The organism is Flaviaestuariibacter flavus (assembly GCF_004337505.1).
GTDB classification, from domain to species: domain Bacteria; phylum Bacteroidota; class Bacteroidia; order Chitinophagales; family Chitinophagaceae; genus Flavisolibacter; species Flavisolibacter flavus.
Map to the genome: position 1 here is coordinate 399265 of NZ_SJZI01000008.1, position 18282 is coordinate 417546.

An 18282-nucleotide genomic window follows, 5' to 3' on the forward strand; every position below is an offset into this window, starting at 1 on the left:
CGGCCCGGAGGAAACGGAACGCCAAATGAACGCCGCCCGCGACAGTTCATGACGCTGCTTTCCCAATTCATCGGCGAAACTCCGTATAAACACGCTGAAAGCCGCTTCCGGAGCGGCATACAGCCCATTCCGCATTTTACCCGGTTCATGCGGGAGCGGCTTGACAAGGGCGGTCGGGCAACGCATTTTTGTGAAACGAAACCAAGCCAGGATAACCGAAAGAACACCACCTGAATCCAATATCCTGGGATAACCAAATCAATAATTAACCTATGCAACGCTTCAACATTTTCCTCCTTATCCACAAAGGGCTTCGCCACCTGCTGTTCGAAACCGCCACCCTGCTTCAACAAACCGATTTCGCAAACGAGGCCGAGGCGGAAGCCGCCCTCGACCGCGTGCGCGAAACCCTGCTGCTTTTTGAAGAGCACGCCCGCCACGAAGACCACCATGTGTTACCGGCCGTTGCCACCTATGAGCCTTCCGTTTCCGACCGCTTCGCACAGGAGCACGTGACCGACCACCTGCTTGGCCAGGAGCTGACCGCATCGGTAGAGACCTTTTTCCTTGCTCCCGACGCAGTTGCCCGCCGCGAGCGCGGCGATGCGCTCCGGATCGCGTTCAATGCCTTCCTCGTTTTCAACCTGCAGCATATGGCCAAAGAAGAAAGCCTGCTCAACGAGTTGCTCTGGCGTTACTACGACGATAGCGAACTGCAGACCCTCAATGCCCGGATCGTGCAGAGCGTACAGCCCTGGATCGCCGACCTGGCCGCACACTGGATGCTGCTGGGCAATACAGTGCCCGACTGTTCCGCCTGGATGAAGGGTGTGGCCGCGGCAGCACCGCTCGTTGTTTATGACAGCCTGCTTCAAAAAGCGGCAGCAGTGCTTCCAGCCCAGCGGTGGCTCCGGTTACGCGAACGCCTCGAAAACACACCTACCTTTATATGAGTATTTTTACTCATAAATCAACTGTTATGAAAAAAACCATTGTGGCGCTCGGCGCCGTCTTGCTGGTCTGCGTATCGGCCATGGTAGCCTGTAACGGCGCCACTTCTTCTTCAGAAAAAAACGAGGGTATGAATAATGCTACCGGAACAAAGATGGTCGACGAAGCCGGCCGCATTGCCCGTGGCCGCTACCTCGTAACCATCATGGGTTGCAACGATTGCCACTCACCGAAAAAGATGACGCCACAAGGCCCGGTTCCTGATTCGACGCGCCTGCTTTCGGGACACCCCGCCGGCATGCCGATTGGCGCCATCGATGCCAAGGCATCAAAAGACTGGTTGCTGTTTCACCCGAACCTCACGGCTTTTGCAGGCCCCTGGGGCGTATCCTATGCTGCCAACCTGACTTCAAGTGAAACCGGGATCGGCAACTGGACCGAAGAGCAATTTTTCCGTGCCCTCCGGGAAGGCAAATACAAGGGCCTGGCAAACAGCCGCAGCCTCCTGCCACCGATGCCCTGGCAGAATTTCCGCAACGCAACCGATGATGACCTGAGCGCCATCTTCGCCTACCTCAAATCAACGCCGCCGGTCGACAACGTAGTTCCGGCCTGGGCGCCGCCGGCAGGAGCGCCGCAGCAATAAGAACCCACTCAAAACCATACGATGCAACTTCCAAAATCACTTCAGACACTGAAGCCGGGAACCCGTGTGCTCTTTGCATGCGTTCCGCTCGACGGACACTTCAATCCGCTCACCGGTCTTGCCAGATACCTGGCCGAGCAGGGCTGTGATGTGCGCTGGTACACATCGGTGCACTACCGCCCAAAAACCGAAGCGCTGGGGCAGCAGCACTATCCGTTCGTCAAAGCGATGGATGTTCATGGCGACATCGATGCGCTCTTTCCCGAACGCAGCCGTCATCGCTCACAGGTAGCCAAGCTGGTGTTCGACCTGGTGGAAGTCTTCATTCTCCGTTCGCCGGAATATTTCGAAGACCTCAAAGCGATCCATTCGGAGTTCCCGTTTGAGGCTATGGTTTGCGATATCGCATTCGGCGGCTCCCTGTTTGTGACCGATAAGATGAGGATCCCCGTCTTTGCGATGGGCATTCTTCCGCTTACCGCCACCTCCCGCGACCTGCCTCCCGCGGGCCTTGGCATGACTCCTTCATCGGGTTTCCGGGGGCGCCGCCGCCAGGACCTCCTGCGCTTTGTTGCCGACCGCGTGTTATTTGCACGGCCCAACCGGGTACTGCGCCGGCTCCTGCGGGAGCACCGCATCGAGGCATCGGGAACCAATATTTTCGATATCATCACCCGCAAAGCCACCCGGGTGCTTCAGAGCGGAGTACCCGGCTTTGAATACAAGCGCAGTGACCTTGGCAGCAATATCCGATTCGTAGGCGCACTGCTCCCCCATCGCAAACCGGCGTCTGCTGAAAACTGGTACGACCCGCGCCTGGACCGCTTCGACACGGTGATCGTGGTAACGCAGGGAACGGTGGAGAAAGACGCAGAGAAGCTGCTGGTGCCCACGCTCGAGGCTTTTCGCGGCAGTGATACCCTGGTGGTATGCACCACCGGCGGCAGCCAGACGGATGCGCTCCGTGCCCGCTTCCCGGAGGAAAATATCATCATCGAGGATTTCATTCCTTTCGATGACATCATGCCTTATGCAGATGCCTACGTCACCAATGGCGGCTACGGCGGCACCATGATCGCGATCGAACACCAGCTCCCGCTTATTGCGGCAGGGTTGCACGAAGGCAAAAACGAGATCAATGCCCGCGTGGGCTACTTCGGAATCGGCATCGACCTGAAGACGGAAAAGCCGAAGCCCGGCGCCATCCGCGAGGCGGTGGACCGCGTGCTGCATAATCCCGGTTACCCGGCCAGGGTACGCCGTCTTTCGGGCGAATTTGGACGCTACCCGACTTTTTCGCTTTGCGCCCATTATATGGCCGAGCTGCTGGGAGCAGGAGTCAAAGAATCGCAACTACCGGCACTTGCGCAGGAAGAAGAGCGATAATCAATCAAAAGTTTTCGGATCATAAGCAGATACGTCGAGGCGTCCTTTCCAGGATGCCTTTTTCGTACCGACAAAAAGGCCCCGTATTTCTACGGGGCCTTTTCTTAACAGTAATTCTACGGTTTACAGCTTCACTACCTGCCTGCGGATGGTTTTTCCGCTGCGGGTGTCGGTGAGCTGGAGCAGGTACACACCTGCGGGCAGCCCGGTGAGGTCTACCGTATGACGATCACCGCTGAAGGCGGCCGGGCGGCTCAGCACGGCTCCCTGCTGGGAGAGCAGCTGCACCGAGTAGGTCTTGCCACGCTCCTCGCCGCGCAGGAATACCGTGGTGCGTCCCTGGGTGGGGTTGGGCCCCACGCTGAGAGCGCTGTTGGCACCCGCTTCAGCAGCAACGGGAGCCACAGCGGTACGGGCCGTGAGGCTGCCGCCGGCACCGGTATCTCCGCTCTGGGTGATCGGACCGCAGGGATTTACGGTGATGTAGAAGCTGGTCTGGGCCGAGCCGCAATAAGCGCCGCCGCCGGCGATGCTCACCTTACCGCTTGTCAGCACCCGGATGGGTGACGCCGTCGGGTTCTGCGGGGTCATGGTAATGGTGTTGCCCGTTCCCGACAGGGGCACACCCAGCAGGTTGGAATTGGTACCACCCAGGCCCCAGATGTAGCTGATGCCCGGCTGGCCGTCCTGCGGCGAGGTAAAGGTGATGGACAGGGGCTGGCCTGCGCATACCGTCAGGTTTTGCTGTGCGGCGATGCCCACACCGGGCTGAATGCTGATATCGGTGGTAGTTGTTCCGCCACAGCCTCCGGCAGCGCCGCTGAAGCTGTAAGTGATGCGGTAGTTACCAGGCTGGGAGCTGACGGTATTCACCGCACCGGTAGCCGTATTGAAGCTGAGGCCTGCGACTGTACCCGTACCCAGGTTAACGTAGGAGAAGGTGCCGCCCGTGCCGCCCGTGAGGCGCGGGTTGAGCACACCCAGCGACTGGCAGAAGCCGGGGCCGCCCGCGTAGGTGATGGTTCCTACTGCGCGGTTTACCGAAAGCGTCGTCGTAATTGCCGGACCTGCACAAGAACCGAGGTACGGGGTGATGGTATAGGTGGTGGCAATCGTGGCGCTGCCCGAGTTATTCTGGGCGGTAAAGGAAGGAATAAAGGAAGCCGAAGGCGTGGCGCCACCGGTAATGGCTCCGCCGACCGCGGGGTTGGAAGAAGTCCAGCGCTGAATGACACCGGAGGTAGTGTTAAGACTGGAAAGCAGCTGGATGGGCGCGGTAGCTGTACCGGCACACACCACCTGGTTGCCACCCGCAACCACCTGTACCTGCGGCAGCGGGTTAACGCGAATGACATAATCCTGGCTGACCACCTTGCAACCTGCCGGCGCGGTAACCACGGGGATCACCGATACGCGGGCCGAGATCTGCTGGTTGGTAGCGTTCTGGGCTACGAACGAAGGCAGTGCGGCCCCGGTGCCGATCGTGTCGGAGGCGTTCATCCCGATGGACAGGCCGCCACGCACCGTCCAGGTGTACTGGGTGCCTGCGGGGAAGTTACCGGTATAGGTCTGGGCAGGTGCAGTTGCACCGGCGCAATACTCCCGGTTAATGCCACCGCCGGCCACACTTACCGAGATCACACCGACATACACCGTTACCGATTGGCTTAGCGAAGTGGTGCAGGTGGTGTTGCTCACGGATGTTACGGTATAAGTGGTGTTCGCAGTGAGCGCACCGGTGGGCAGTTGCACCGAACCCGAAGCGTCGAGGTTCGCCGTTTGTGTGGCGCCGCCGTTCACGTTATACCGGATGCTGCCGAAGGCGGGGCCTCCGGAGACATTGATGTTCGTGGAGCCACCCGAAGTGCACACATATTGGTCTTGTGCCGCAACCGTGAGCGTGGCTGTTGGAACCGGGTTTACCGTGATAGTAAAGGTAGACGGCGTGCCGGAGCAGCTATTGGCCTGGGGCGTCACCGTAATCGTACCCACGATCGGGGCATTGGTACCATTGGTAGCGGTAAATGAAGGGATATTACCTGTCCCGGAAGCTGCAAGCCCGGTTGCCGTGTTGCTGTTGGTCCAGCTGAATGCGGCGCCGCTGACCGGGCTGCCGAAAGTAACAGCCGTGGTTGCGTCACCTGCGCACAATGCCTGGTTGGCAACTGCGTTGACTGTCGGTGTCGGGTTGACGGTGTAGGTGTAAGTAACCGGGGTGCCGGCGCAGCCGCCGAATTCGTCGGTCTGGAATGCAAAGGTGTTTTGCGAAGGGCGCTTCCAGGTCACCGACATACCATCGCCGCCGCCGTACTCCTGCATGCGGGCGCGGAAGCTGTATGAGGTGCCTGCCGTAAGGTTAACGGAGCCAAGAACACCACCGTTGAAACCGTGGGGGCCATAGTTGCCCGCAACCAGGGCACCGTTGATGGAAACTTCCACCGCGTCGTCGCCGTCGACAATGAATTGATAGGAACCACTCTCTTTCGGCACGAAGGTGCCGGTGATCTCTACACCATAATAGTCACCGCCGTTGGGAACCGGGATGCCATTCGCTGTCAGGTCGCCCGAGCTGAAGAAAGGCAGCAGTTGCGAAGGCAGCGCCTGACCGCTTGCATACAATGAAGTTTGCGGCTGGTTCAGGGAGAATACATAATCGAAGTCACCGGAGCTGTACACGTACTGCCCGTAGTTACCGAGGCCGCCGTTACCGTAATGCGTTGAGAAAATGCGGTAGTTCAGCAGGCTGCGCACCGGTGTAACCGTGATCGTTCCGGATATCGGCGCCGTGCCGTTGTTGGTGGCGGTGAATGCCGGGATATTGCCCGAACCGCCGGCCGCGAGACCAATCGCGGTATTGGAATTCGTCCAGCTGTAATCGGTGCCGGAGAGGTTGCCCGTGAAGGCTACCGCCGCAGTGGAGGCACCGTTGCAAACCGTCTGGCTGCTTACGGCATTTACCGTGGGCAGCGGGTTCACGGTGATGGTGAAGCTGGCAGGTATACCCGAGCAGCCGTCCGCAAAGGGGGTTACCGTGAAGGTCGCAACCTGCGGGTTTGTCCCGCTGTTCACCGCCGTGAAGGCGTTGATGGTACCGGAGCCGCTGGCAGCAAGCCCGATAGACGTATTGGAGTTCGTCCAGCTGTAAGAAGTGCCGTTCAGCGGACCGCTGAAGTTGACCGCCGCCGTGCCGCTGCCTGCGCAAACCGTCTGGCTGCTGACAGCGTTAACGGTCGGGGCTGGCTTAACGGTAATGGTAAAGGTCACTGGCGTACCCGTGCAGGCACCGGAGGTGGGTGTTACCGTGATCGTTGCGACGATATTGGTTGTACCCCCGTTGGCTGCGGTAAAGCTGGCGATGTTACCCGACCCCGATGCAGCAAGGCCAATGGCATTATTGCTGTTGGTCCAGTTGTAAGTAACTCCTGCACCGGCACCGGAGAAGGAATTGGTGGCCGTATTTCCGCCGGAGCAGACGGTCTGGTTGCTCACGGGGTTCATGGTGCCGACGCTGCCCGCCGAAGCTACCGTAGCCTGTGCAGATCCGGTGCAACCGTTGGCATCGGTGATGGTTACCGTGTAGGTACCCGCGGCAAGACCGGTGCGGTCTTCCGTTGCAGCTCCGTCATTCCAGTTAAAAGTATAGGGTGCGGTGCCACCGGCAGGCGTCAGGTTGATCGCACCATCGCCGCCGGCGCAGGTCGCATCGGTTACTACGGTTGATCCCGACACGGCAGCGGCCGGGCCGCTCACCACGATGTTAACTACAGAACCCTGGCAACTGTTTGCATCGATAATCGTCACCGAGTAGGTGCCCGCAGCCAGCCCTGTACGGTCTTCAGTCGTCGCTCCGTCGCTCCAGGAATAGGTATATCCCGGGGTACCACCCGCAGGCGTCAGGTTGATGGCGCCGGTGGTACCGCCGAAGCAGGCGACGTTGGTAACCACCGTGCTTCCGGAAACCGGCGCAGCCGGCTCACCGACTACGATATTGTTCACGGTGCCGGTGCAACCGTTGGCATCGGTGATGGTTACCGAATAGGTGCCCGCGGCAAGACCGGTGCGGTCTTCCGTTGCAGTAGTGCCGTTATTCCAGAGATAGGTATAGCCCGGGGTACCACCAGCAGGAGTGAGGTTAATGAAACCGACGGTGCCGCCATAGCACGGGATGTTGCCAACAACAGTTGAACCCGAAACAGCGGAAGCCGGCTGGCTCACGGTGATGTTGCTGACGGCCGCCTGGCAGCCGTTAGCGTCGGTGATGGTTACCGAATAGGTGCCTGCAGGCAGGTTGACCCGGTCTTGTGTAGTTGTGCTGCCGTTGTTCCAGAGATAAGTATATCCCGGAGTTCCGCCGGCAGGAGTCAGGTCGATGGAACCGTTGTTACCGCCAAAGCAGGAAACGTTGGTCACTAACGTGCCGCCGGAAAGGGCCGAGGCAGGCTGACTGACGGTAATATTGCTCAAGGTCGACTGGCAACCCTTGGCGTCGGTAATGGTAACCGAATAGGTTCCGGCTGTCAGGCTCGTGCGATCTTCGGTAGTAGCGCCATTATTCCAGAGGAACGTATAAGGACCTGTACCACCCGAAGGCGTCAGGTTGACGGCTCCGGTGTTACCGCCGAAGCAGGCAATATTCGTTACAACCGTAGTAGCGGAAACCGGGGTGGCAGGCTGAGTAACCGAGATGTTGCTCACGGTCGCCTGGCAGCCTTTGCTGTCGGTGATGGTAACGGAGTAATTGCCGGCAACGAGGTTCGAACGGTCTTCGGTAGTCGTAGTACCATTGTTCCAAAGGAATGTGTACCCGGGCGTGCCGCCCGCGGGTGTCAGGTCGATACTTCCGGTGTTGCCGCCGAAACAGGAAACGTTCGTCACGGTCGTGCTGCCGCTGACCGCTGAAGCCGGCTGCCCGACGATGATGTTGCTGACGGCCGCCTGGCAATCGTTGGCGTCGGTGATCGTAACCGAATAGGTACCGGCAACCAGGCCGGTGCGGTCTTCTGTTGTGGCCCCGTTATTCCAGAGGAATGTATAGGGGCCTGTGCCGCCCGAAGGAGTCAGGTTGATGGCGCCCGTGTTGCCGCCGAAGCAGGACACGTTGGTCACCACTGTGCTGCCGCTGACCGGTGCCGAAGGCTGGGTCACGCTGATCGGGAACAAGGTGAACTGACAGCCTTTGTTATCGGTAATGGTCACGCCGTAAGTGCCGGCCGTAAGGTTCATCCGGTCTTCGGAAGTAACACCGCCGCCGTAGTTGAACGTATAAGGCCCCGTACCACCCGTAGGCGTCAGGTTAATGGTTCCGGTGTTACCGCCGAAGCAGGCAACATTGGTTACGACGGTAGAAGCGGAAAGCGCGGAAGCAGGCTGGGTAACGGTACGGGAAGCGGCGGCCTGGCAGCCCTTGGAATCGGTGACAGTTACCGTATAGCTTCCGGCCGAAAGGTTGGATGCCGTTGCAGCCGTGCCGCCCGCGGGCGACCAGGAGTAGCCATAAGTCGGGGTGCCGCCGGAAGCGGTAACCGAAAGAGATCCATTGGAGCCACCAAAGCAGGAGACATCCGTAAATGAAGTGATACTGGCCGAAGGCTTGGCGTTGATGGTCAGGTTGGTGCCATTATTCGAGGAGGTAAACGAAGGGTTGCTGCCCACGATCCGGATGCGGTAGCCTGTGCCGGAGACCTGTCCTGCCGGAATTGTGGCGGGAAGGGTGCCGGAGGAGGTGCTTGTTACGGAACCGATGGTGGTCGGCGAAGTGAAGGAGCCGGACGCGTCGGAGAGTTGGGCAGTGAAGGTATTGCCGGAGTTGAATCCGGACGCGGTAAAGGGAATGCTCAGGCTGCTTCCTGCGCAAAAGGTCGTGCCCGAAATGGTACCGAGCGTCAGGGTCGTCGGCGTAGCCGCGCTGATATTGGCGAGCGTGATATTCTGGAACGTGAAGTTTGTTGCGCCGGTTGTGGCATACTGGTAGTCCAGGGTGATGGAGTTGACAAGGTTGTAACCACCAGCCGGCCAGGGCGTGCTGAAGGGAATCGATGTGAGCGATGTGCCTGTCGCAGGGAGCTGGTAAACCCCGGAAAGTGAATGCTGAGCGATCTGAACACCGCTGTAATCGTAAAGCGTGATGGTCAGCACGTTCAGGTTCCGGGCATTCTGAAAGGTGAATACGCTCATGTTTTGCAACGTAAAGGTCTTCATCACCGATCCGCCTTCGGCCTTGATGGTCACCGATTGCGTTACACCGGCCCCGGCGGCACCGGTACCTGCATACATGGTAGTCGGAGCAGACACATCATTTTGTAGGATGTTGCTCACTTTGAACTTGTCGCCCTGCAGTTTGAAGCCGGTACCACCGCCGTCTGCGGCGCCGATGCTGCTCCAGTTATAGGTACCGTTGGCGGTGCCCGTCTGGGCAAAGGAAACTGCTGCCACAAGCAGGCAGGCAAGAAGGGCGGTAACCCTTCGGAGACAGTTAAGGTTGGTCATGATTGCCGTGTTTTAGCTTTATAAGGAACCGGGCGGCTGGCAGGCGCGCACCGGGCCAGGTTACAATCTTCGGCCGTATGAAAACGCAGAAAAGCAGCAGGCTGCAGCCGGCAGTTTCATCAACGGTAACAGGAAAGTTTGTTTTTGGAGCTTCTCGGAGGTAGCAGTTGTTGTTTAGGTTTTTCGATGGACATCAGCACTTAGAACTCTTGTCCTCACGGTGAAGGTAAGGGAATCATTTATTCCTGTTTGCCTTTTTTTAACGAATCCCGCACAGGCATGAAAAAACCCTCCGCAAGGGAGGGTTTTTCGATCAAGGGGCTATCGTTAATTAATAACGGTTCTTGTTGTAGCCGCCGGAGTTGCCGCCGCCGTAGCCACCGCCACCGCGGTTGCCACCACCGAAACCACCACCACCGGGACGCTCGGGACGAGCTTCTTTCGGGCGAGCTTCCATAACGCGGATCGTGCGACCTTCTACGATGCCGTTGTCCAGCTCGGAGATTGCCTTCTGGGCAGCCTCGTTATCGGGCATTTCAACGAAACCGAAGCCACGGCTCTTGCCGGTGAACTTGTCGGTGATCACTTTAGCGGAGGAAACGTCGCCGTACTCGGTGAAGAAGGCGCGGAGGTCTTCGTCCTGAACGTTGAAGCTCAGGTTGGAAACGTAAATGTTCATGCTTTACTTTTTAAAAAGAACAATAAAAATTTTGAGGTCGAGGCAGAAGTAAAGGACGAACGAACGAACAGACAGAGTGGGCTGAACGGCTGATTGGACACTTGTACTTAACGCGAGGCACTCAAATAACGGTACAAAGATAAGGCTTTCCGGTCGTACCGGCTTGCTTAGTTCTTTAATCTTACGTTAAGCCGGCTACGGCTCAGCTCCTTCCCGCCGGTGGACAAAAAAATACGCAAACCGGTAATCCGCGGGTGGCTACCAGCCGTGTGGAACTAGTTCCACAGAAGCGCAGACGCCGCTGAAAGCGCGCGTGAAACGGCCTAATCTGTCCGGTTTTACTACGGCCGGGGCAGGGTACCGGATTTGCTTTGCTAGGAGCACCAACAGGACCTTCCGATGCCGAAAGAAATAAATACTACGAAAACCACCACCGTTACGACGCACCGCAGCCCGGTTCAGCGTGTCGCCCGCGTCCTCCTCAAAACGATACTCTTCCTGATGCTGTTTGTTGTGGTGGCAGTGCTTCTGCTGCTGACCCCACCGGGCCAGCAATTCGCCACCAACAAGCTCGAGAGCTACCTGGGCAGTAAGCTAAAGACCCGTGTCGAGATCGGCAAGGTGCGGATCGGCCTCCCCCGCCTCGTGGTGGCCGAAAACGTTTATATCGAAGACCGCACGCACGACACCCTGATCGCCGGGGGCTCCATCCGGCTGAACATCGCCCTCTTCCGCCTCTTCAGCAACGAGGTTGCCATCAAGGACGTACAGTTCGAGAACATCACCGCAAAGGTGAAGCGCGTGCTTCCCGACACCGTGTACAACTTCCAGTTCGTGCTCGACGCCTTCGCCACCGAGCAAAAGAAAAACCCTGACACCGCCGCAGCGCCCGTGATGAAGTTCGAGGTCAACAACGTGAACATGAAGAACTGCCACGTGGTGTACAAAGACGTGCTCACCGGCAACGACATGGACGCCTGGGTCGCGTCGGCACACACGAAGATCGATTCGCTCGACCCGTACAAGCTGCGTTTCAACATCGCCGACTTCGATGTAACGGGGCTGCGTGTGCGCTATTACCAGACAAGGCCGCTGACCGCGCCTGCCATCAAGGCCACCGACCAGAAGGCGACGGCTGCACTGACGCCGCAGATCCGGATCGGACAGGCAAGGCTGCGCGATTCGTATATCGACTATGGAAACGAAACATCCGCCTTCTATACGCAGTTGAAGATCGGCGACGTGCTGCTGCGGGGCCGCAATATCGATCTCGACAAGCAGGTGCTGCACCTCGCCTCCCTCCGCCTCGACCGCAACGATTTCGTGATCCGCCTCGGCCGCAAGCAGGGCGCACGCGCGGTGAAGGAAGCCGTTGCCAAGAAAACCGACGAAGCCGTCAAGCAGGACTGGGTGGTACGCATCGATGCCATCGACCTCAACGGCAACCGCATCCGCTACGACGACGAGAACAGCCCGCGCCAGGCCACAGGCATCGACTTCGCCCACTTCGACGGGCAGGATATGAACCTCTCCATCCGCAACCTGGTGCTCAACAAAGATTCGATCGCCGCCAATATTGCCCGCGCCTCGCTGCGCGAAAAGAGCGGCTTCGTGCTCAACGAATTGCACGGCGACCTCCTGTATGCATCCAACATAGCCTACATCCGCAACCTGACGCTGCGCACGCCCGGCACCTCGCTCCAGCGCTCGGCCGAATTGCGCTACGCCTCGCAGGAGGCGCTGGTGAAAAACTTCGCCAATACCTTCTTTGATGTAGATGTTCGCAACAGCCGCGTCCAGGTGAAGGATATCCTTGCCTTTGCGCCGCAATTAAAGAAAAACCCGGCCTTTGCCAATCCCAATGCGGTATGGACCGTGAACCTGCAGGGCAACGGCACGATGAACAGGCTGAATATCGCCGCCCTGCAGTTCAACGGGCTGCGCAATACCCAGATCGACGCATCGGGTACACTCGCGGGCCTGAGCAACCCCACCGCCGGCAGCGGTACCTTCCGCATCCGCCGCCTGCATACCTCCCAAAGCGATATCGCGCTGCTGACCGGCAAGCGGCTGGACAATGCCCAGATGGATCTTCCCGAGACGTTCAACGTAAGCGGAACCGTGTCGGGTAACATGAACAGCGTAAGCACCAACCTGGCAATGGCCACCGATTACGGCAATGTCAATCTCGATGGCTCTTTCCGCAACATCATGGATCCCGCGAAGCTTTCGTACAATATCCGCTCGCTGCGCACGCGGTCCATCCGCCTCGACAAGATCCTCCGCGGCAAGTCGCCGGTGGGTACGTTGACAGGCAACTTCCGCGTTACCGGATCGGGCACCACACCCGCTACGATGAAAGCCACCTTCAGCGGCTCGGTGCCTTCGATCGTTTACAACAAGTACAACTATAAAAATATCCGGCTCGACGGAAGTCTCAACGGAAGCAACTTCTCGGTGAAGACGGATATCCGCGATCCCAATATCGACCTCAACCTGACGGCGAAAGGCAATTACGAAACGATGCGCATGCACGTCAACGGGTTTATCGATAGCGTGAAAACGCAGCCGCTCGGCTTCACCACGCAGCCCCTCGTGTTCCGCGGCAAGCTGGATGCGCAGGTGAACGAGCTGACGGCCGACTATCTCGATGCCAATGTGCTGCTGACGCAGGCACTGTTCGTATCGGGCACCACCCGAGCGCCGGTTGACAGCCTGAGCCTTGTGGCCGGGCATTCGGGTGCCGAGCAGTTCATGCGGCTGCGCAGCGACTTCGCCAATGCCGACCTCAACGGCCGCTACCGCTTTTCCGACTTGGGCTATATCATTCAAAACAATATCCAGCCCTACTTCGGTGTGGGCGATCGCTACAAAGCACAGACGGTGCAGCCTTATGACATCACCTTCCGGCTGGATGCCGAAAATGCGCCCATCTTCAAGGCGCTGGTGCCCGGACTGAGCTTTAACCAGCCCCTGCACGCCGAGGGCTCGCTGGCTACCGGGCGTGGCATCAATGCGAAAGTGAACGCTCCCGACCTTGCCTTTGGCACCACTGCGTTTTCGGGGCTGAACCTGGCTGTGACCACCACGCCGCAGGGCCTGCAGCTCACCGGCGACCTGAGCCGCTTCAGCAACGGCAGCACGATGAATATTTACAACTCGCGTGTTACCGCCACCGTGCGCAATAACGTGATCGACTTCAACGTGGGAGTAAACGACAAGGGCAATGTTGCCAAATACCGCCTTGGCGGCGTGCTGACGCAGCCGACGCCCGGTACCTATACCTTGTCGCTGCGGCCCGACAGCCTGCTGCTCAACTACCAGGCCTGGACCATTTCGGGCGGCAACCAGCTTATTGTGACACCCACCAGCATCGGTGCCTCCAACTTCGTGCTGAGCCGCGAGGGACAGTCGATCGCCCTTAACAGCACCGCGGGACCGGGCTCGCCGCTCAACGTGCAGTTCACCAACTTCCGTATCGGTACCATCACGGGCTTCCTGCGTTCCGACTCGCTACTTGCCGACGGCACGATCAACGGCGGCGCCATCTTCCGCAACCTGCCGAAGAACCCGCTCTTCACCAGCGACCTGACCATCTCGGACCTTTCCTTCCAGCGTGATACGATCGGCAACGTGGCCCTGCGCGTCAACAACGCTACGGGCGACCGCTATATCGCCGACATCAATATCACCGGGCGCGGCAACGATGTGGCCCTCACCGGCACCATGATCCCGCAGGCCGGCGGCCCCATCGGTCTCGACCTGAACCTCGACGTGCGGGCGCTGCAACTGCAAACACTCCGCGGCGCCCTGCAAAGCTTTATCACCGATGCCTCGGGCACCATCACCGGTGGCGCACGCATCCAGGGCACCACGGCGGCGCCCAAGGTGGCGGGTAACCTTCGCTTCAACAATACCAGCATCAGCACGGTGGCTCTCGGCGGCCCGCTGCGCATCGACAACGAGGAGCTGCGCGTAACGGAAAACGGCTTCCGCTTCGACAACTTCACCATCCGCGACTCAGCCAACAATGCGCTGAATCTGAATGGCAATGTTGCGACTTCCAACTTCATCAACTACAATTTCGATCTGGATGCGACCGCCCGCAACTTCCGCGCGTTGAATACCCAGAAGAAAAACAACAGCCTCTATTACGGCCAGCTGTACCTGAATACCAACCTCCACATCGGCGGCACTGAGGCCGCGCCCGTGGTGGACGGAAACCTGGCCGTGAACGAAGGCACCCTTTTCACCATCGTGATCCCGCAGCGTGACCCCGGGGTGGTTTCGCGCGAGGGCGTGGTGGAGTTTGTCGACTTCAGCAACCCGGGCGTCGATTCCTTCTTCCTGGCCGGGGCCGATTCGCTCAACCGGACCAAGGTGAAGGGCATGGACGTTTCGGTGAACATTGACATCAACAAGGCGGCCTCCTTCAATGTGATCGTAGACGTTGCCCAGGGGGACCTGCTCAACCTGAAAGGCACGGGTAACCTGAATGCCGGCATCGACCCCAGCGGCAAGATTACGCTGACGGGCTCCTATATCATTGACGAAGGAGCCTACCAGTTCTCCCTGAACTTCCTGCGCCGCCGGTTTACGGTGGACCGTGGCAGTAAGATCACCTGGCTGGGTGAGCCCACGTCCGCTCAACTGGATGTAACGGGCCGCTACGAGGCCAATACCGCCCCGCTCGACCTTGTTGAGCAGCAGGTGCCCGAACAATCGCAGCGCAACTACTTCCTGCAGAAGTTGCCCTTCCAGATCCTGCTGGAGCTGCGGGGCGAGTTGCTGAAGCCGGAGCTCACCTTCGATATCCAGCTGCCCAACGACCGTAATTATACGGTGGCCGGTGACGTGCTGAGCGTTGTGAATACCAGGCTGGCACAGCTGCGCCAGGAGCCGTCGGAGCTGAACAAGCAGGTATTTGCAGTATTGCTTCTCAACCGCTTCGTGGGCGACAACCCATTCGCCTCCAGCGGTGGCGGTTTCGACGCAAGCTCCTTTGCGCGTACGTCGGTAAGCAAGCTGCTGACCGAGCAACTGAACAACCTCGCATCGGGCCTGATCTCGGGCGTTGACCTCAACTTCGATGTAACGAGCAGCGACGACTATACCACCGGAGAACGCCGCGCCCGCACCGACCTGAACGTAGGCGTCAGCAAGCGCCTGCTCAACGACCGCCTGCAGGTGACGGTGGGCTCCAACTTCGAGCTCGAAGGACCGCAGCAAAGCAACCAGTCGTCGAACAACATCGCCGGCAATGTGCAGGTGAATTACCAGTTAAGCCGCGACGGCCGCTATATGCTGCGCTTCTACCGCCGCAACGATTACGAGGGTATCGTGGATGGCTACGTAATTGAAACCGGGCTCACGTTTACGCTCCAGGTAGATTACAACCGGCTCCGCGAGATCTTCCAGAGCCGGAAGACCCGCCGGGAGATCCGTCAGCGCGAAAAAGCAAAGGATAAAGAACAGCAGCAGCCGGCGCAACCGGTTCAATCCCAACCCGCGGTACCCACGCCGGTGGCACAGGCAACGGCACAAGAAGAAGAACCCGAACAGGAATAAGAAAAGAACATGAGCAAGGCATTATTGTACTCAGTGGCATTCATGGGCACCGTTGTGCTGGCAGCATGCGGCGCAACCAAACACCTGCCTCCCGGCGAGCACCTGTACACCGGGCCGAGAATTGAGCAGGTGAATAACCAGGATCTTTCGGCAAGGCAGAAGAAGGTCATTCACGAAGACTTGGAAGATATGGTCCGGCCGAAGCCCAACACGCGCTTTCTCGGCATCCCCATCAAGCTGGGCATCTATAACATGTTCCGCAAGGCGAAGCCCAACTCCTTTTTCGGGCGCCTGCGCAACCAGCTGGGTGAGCCGCCGGTGCTGGTAAGCCAGGTAGACATTCCCAACAACGTGAAGCTGCTCCAGAATCATATGGAGAATAAGGGCTACTTCCTGGCCAAGGTATCGGGCGATACCGTAGTAAAGGGAAAGAGAGGCTATGCCCGCTTTCGTGTTGAGGCCAATTCGCAATACACCATCAACAGCATTCGTTTCCCGTCCGACTCCTTCCAGCTCGGGAGGGATATCCTCGCAGATGCGGGCAACACACTGCTGAAGCCGGGTGAGGCCTATGACCTCGACCTGATCCGCGGCGAGCGCAACCGGATCGATGCGCGGCTCAAGGAAAAGGGCTATTTCTTCTTCAGCCCCGACTACCTGCTGCTGCAGGTAGACAGCACCGTCGGTAACCACAAAGTGGATATGGTGCTGACCGTGAAGCGGGACGCGCCGGAGGCTTCGCTCCTCGCCTACCGCATCAACAACACGTACATCTTTGCCAACTACCGCCTCGCCAACACCAACTTCAGCAACGATACGGCTACCAGCAACTACCGGCCCGATACCAGTATCGCAACAGCCGAAAACTATAAGGGCTTCCTGATCGTAGACCGCCGCAAGCGCTTCAAGCCCTGGATGTGGCCGCGCATCATGGTGTTCAAGCCCGGTGATATCTACAACCGCACCGATCATAATACAACGCTGAGCCGCCTCATCAACCTCAACGAATTCCGCTACGTAAAGAACCGCTTCGAGCCGGTGACCGACAGCGCGAAGCTCGATGCGTATTATTACCTGACGCCGCAGCCAAAGAAAAACCTGCGCGTCGAGTTCGGCGTCACCACCAAGTCGAATAACCTGAACGGCTCGCAGATCAACTTCACCTTCCGTAACCGCAATACGTTCAAGCAGGCGGAGCAACTGGCCATTACGGCGTATATCGGCACGGAAACCCAGTTTGGCGGCACCTTCCAGGGCTATAATACCTACCGAACCGGTGCTGCGGCAACCCTTTCCATTCCGCGCTTCGTGGTGCCCTTCTTCAAGGTGAACACAACCAGTGCCTTTGTACCGCGCACCAATATGCAGATCGGCTACGACCTGCTGACGCGTACGCGGCTGTACACTGTTAACTCGTACCGTGGCCAGCTTGGCTATAGCTGGAAGCCCTCACCAAAGATCTCCTGGGAAGTAAATCCGTTCAGCGTCAACTACACCCAGCCGATTAATGTGACGAAAGAATTCCGCGACAGCCTCAACAACTACCCCTACCTGCAGCGCGTCATCGACTCGCAGTTCATTCTCGGCTCCAATGTACTGTTTCAATACAACGAAGTGGCCAACGGGCTGGTGAAGCTGAATTCCTTTTACTTCATGGGACTGCTGGATATGGCGGGCAACCTCGCCGGCCTCTTTACCGGCGCTACAGCCAAAACGCGGCCGAAGCAAATCGCCGGCGCTACGTTTGACCAATACGTGAAGCTGGAAGTAGACGGGCGCTACTACCGCAAGATCGGCCTCAAATCGAGCTGGGTCAACCGTCTTAATATCGGCTATGGCATCCCCTATGGCAACTCCACGCAGATGCCCTATATCAAGCAGTTCTTCACCGGCGGCAACAACTCACTGCGCGGCTTCCGCAGCCGCTCGGTGGGCCCCGGCACCTTCCGCGAGCTAAAGGCTACGACCTTCCTGCCCGACCAGACCGGCGACATCAAGCTGGAGGTAAATACCGAGTACCGCCCACACATCTCCGGACCGCTGTACGGCGCCGTGTTTCTGGATGCCGGTAATATCTGGCTGAAGACCGAAGACCCGAGCCGACCCGGCTCCGGCTTCAAAGCGGGCTTCCTCAACGACCTGGCGGTGGACGCTGGTTTGGGCGTGCGACTCGACGTCACCCTCTTCGTCATCCGCCTCGACGTGGGCTTCCCCATCCGCAAGCCCTGGCTCGATAACCCCTGGGTGATCAACCAGATCAACCTGCTCAACCGGGCATACCGGCGCGAGAACGTGGTGTATAACCTGGCGATCGGGTATCCGTTCTGACCTCATTCCCGCCCCTCTCCCAAGGGAAAGGTGAAAGAGTTGGTGCACAAAGGCAGGCCTCCGGCCTGCCTTTGTCATGCTGAGCGCAGCGAAGCATCTGAAGTAACAAAAAGAGAATAGTGCCCACGCAAGGTACCGTTTAAACTTGTCTGAACTCTTCGTCCGGTTCGCACTCTCGGATCCTTCGCTACGCTCAGGATGACAAAAGCCCCGCAAGGCGGGGCTTTTGTGCGAACGC

Annotated in this window: 7 protein-coding genes; 5 read left to right on the top strand and 2 right to left on the bottom strand. The window is 58.7% G+C overall.

What is annotated here, in order from left to right:
- The first annotated feature begins 272 nt into the window (after nt 1–272).
- Genes EPD60_RS05975 through EPD60_RS05985 form a run of 3 tightly spaced genes read left to right on the top strand, consistent with a single transcriptional unit; the run spans nt 273 to nt 2983 of the window.
- Nucleotides 273–953, top strand: a complete 681-nt coding sequence (locus EPD60_RS05975) for a hemerythrin domain-containing protein (RefSeq protein WP_131447837.1) — start codon at nt 273–275, stop codon at nt 951–953.
- Nucleotides 954–979: 26 nt separating this feature from the next.
- On the top strand, nt 980–1597 hold the full coding sequence (locus tag EPD60_RS05980; RefSeq protein WP_131447839.1) for a diheme cytochrome c-553: 618 nt from the start codon (nt 980–982) through the stop codon (nt 1595–1597).
- A 21-nt stretch (nt 1598–1618) separates the two neighbouring features.
- A complete protein-coding gene (locus EPD60_RS05985; protein ID WP_131447841.1) occupies nt 1619–2983 on the top strand; it encodes a glycosyltransferase in 1365 nt (454 codons plus the stop codon).
- Between the two features lie 123 nt (nt 2984–3106).
- On the opposite strand, the gene EPD60_RS05990 is transcribed toward EPD60_RS05985, so the two are convergent.
- Complete coding sequence (locus tag EPD60_RS05990) at nt 3107–9469, bottom strand: T9SS type A sorting domain-containing protein (protein ID WP_131447843.1); 6363 nt, start codon at nt 9467–9469, stop codon at nt 3107–3109.
- Between the two features lie 331 nt (nt 9470–9800).
- Nucleotides 9801–10148 carry an RNA recognition motif domain-containing protein gene (locus EPD60_RS05995; RefSeq protein ID WP_131447845.1) on the bottom strand — a complete coding sequence of 116 codons (348 nt, stop codon included), beginning with the start codon at nt 10146–10148 and terminating at the stop codon, nt 9801–9803.
- A gap of 399 nt (nt 10149–10547) precedes the next feature.
- Here EPD60_RS05995 and EPD60_RS06000 point away from each other — a divergent pair, with 399 nt between their 5' ends.
- The gene (locus tag EPD60_RS06000) at nt 10548–15716 is read left to right on the top strand and encodes a translocation/assembly module TamB domain-containing protein (protein ID WP_131447847.1); all 5169 of its coding nucleotides are present in this window, start codon (nt 10548–10550) and stop codon (nt 15714–15716) included.
- A 9-nt stretch (nt 15717–15725) separates the two neighbouring features.
- Entirely contained in the window at nt 15726–18044 is a 2319-nt protein-coding gene (tamL, locus tag EPD60_RS06005; protein WP_131447849.1) for a translocation and assembly module lipoprotein TamL, read from the top strand.
- Nucleotides 18045–18282: the final 238 nt, after the last annotated feature.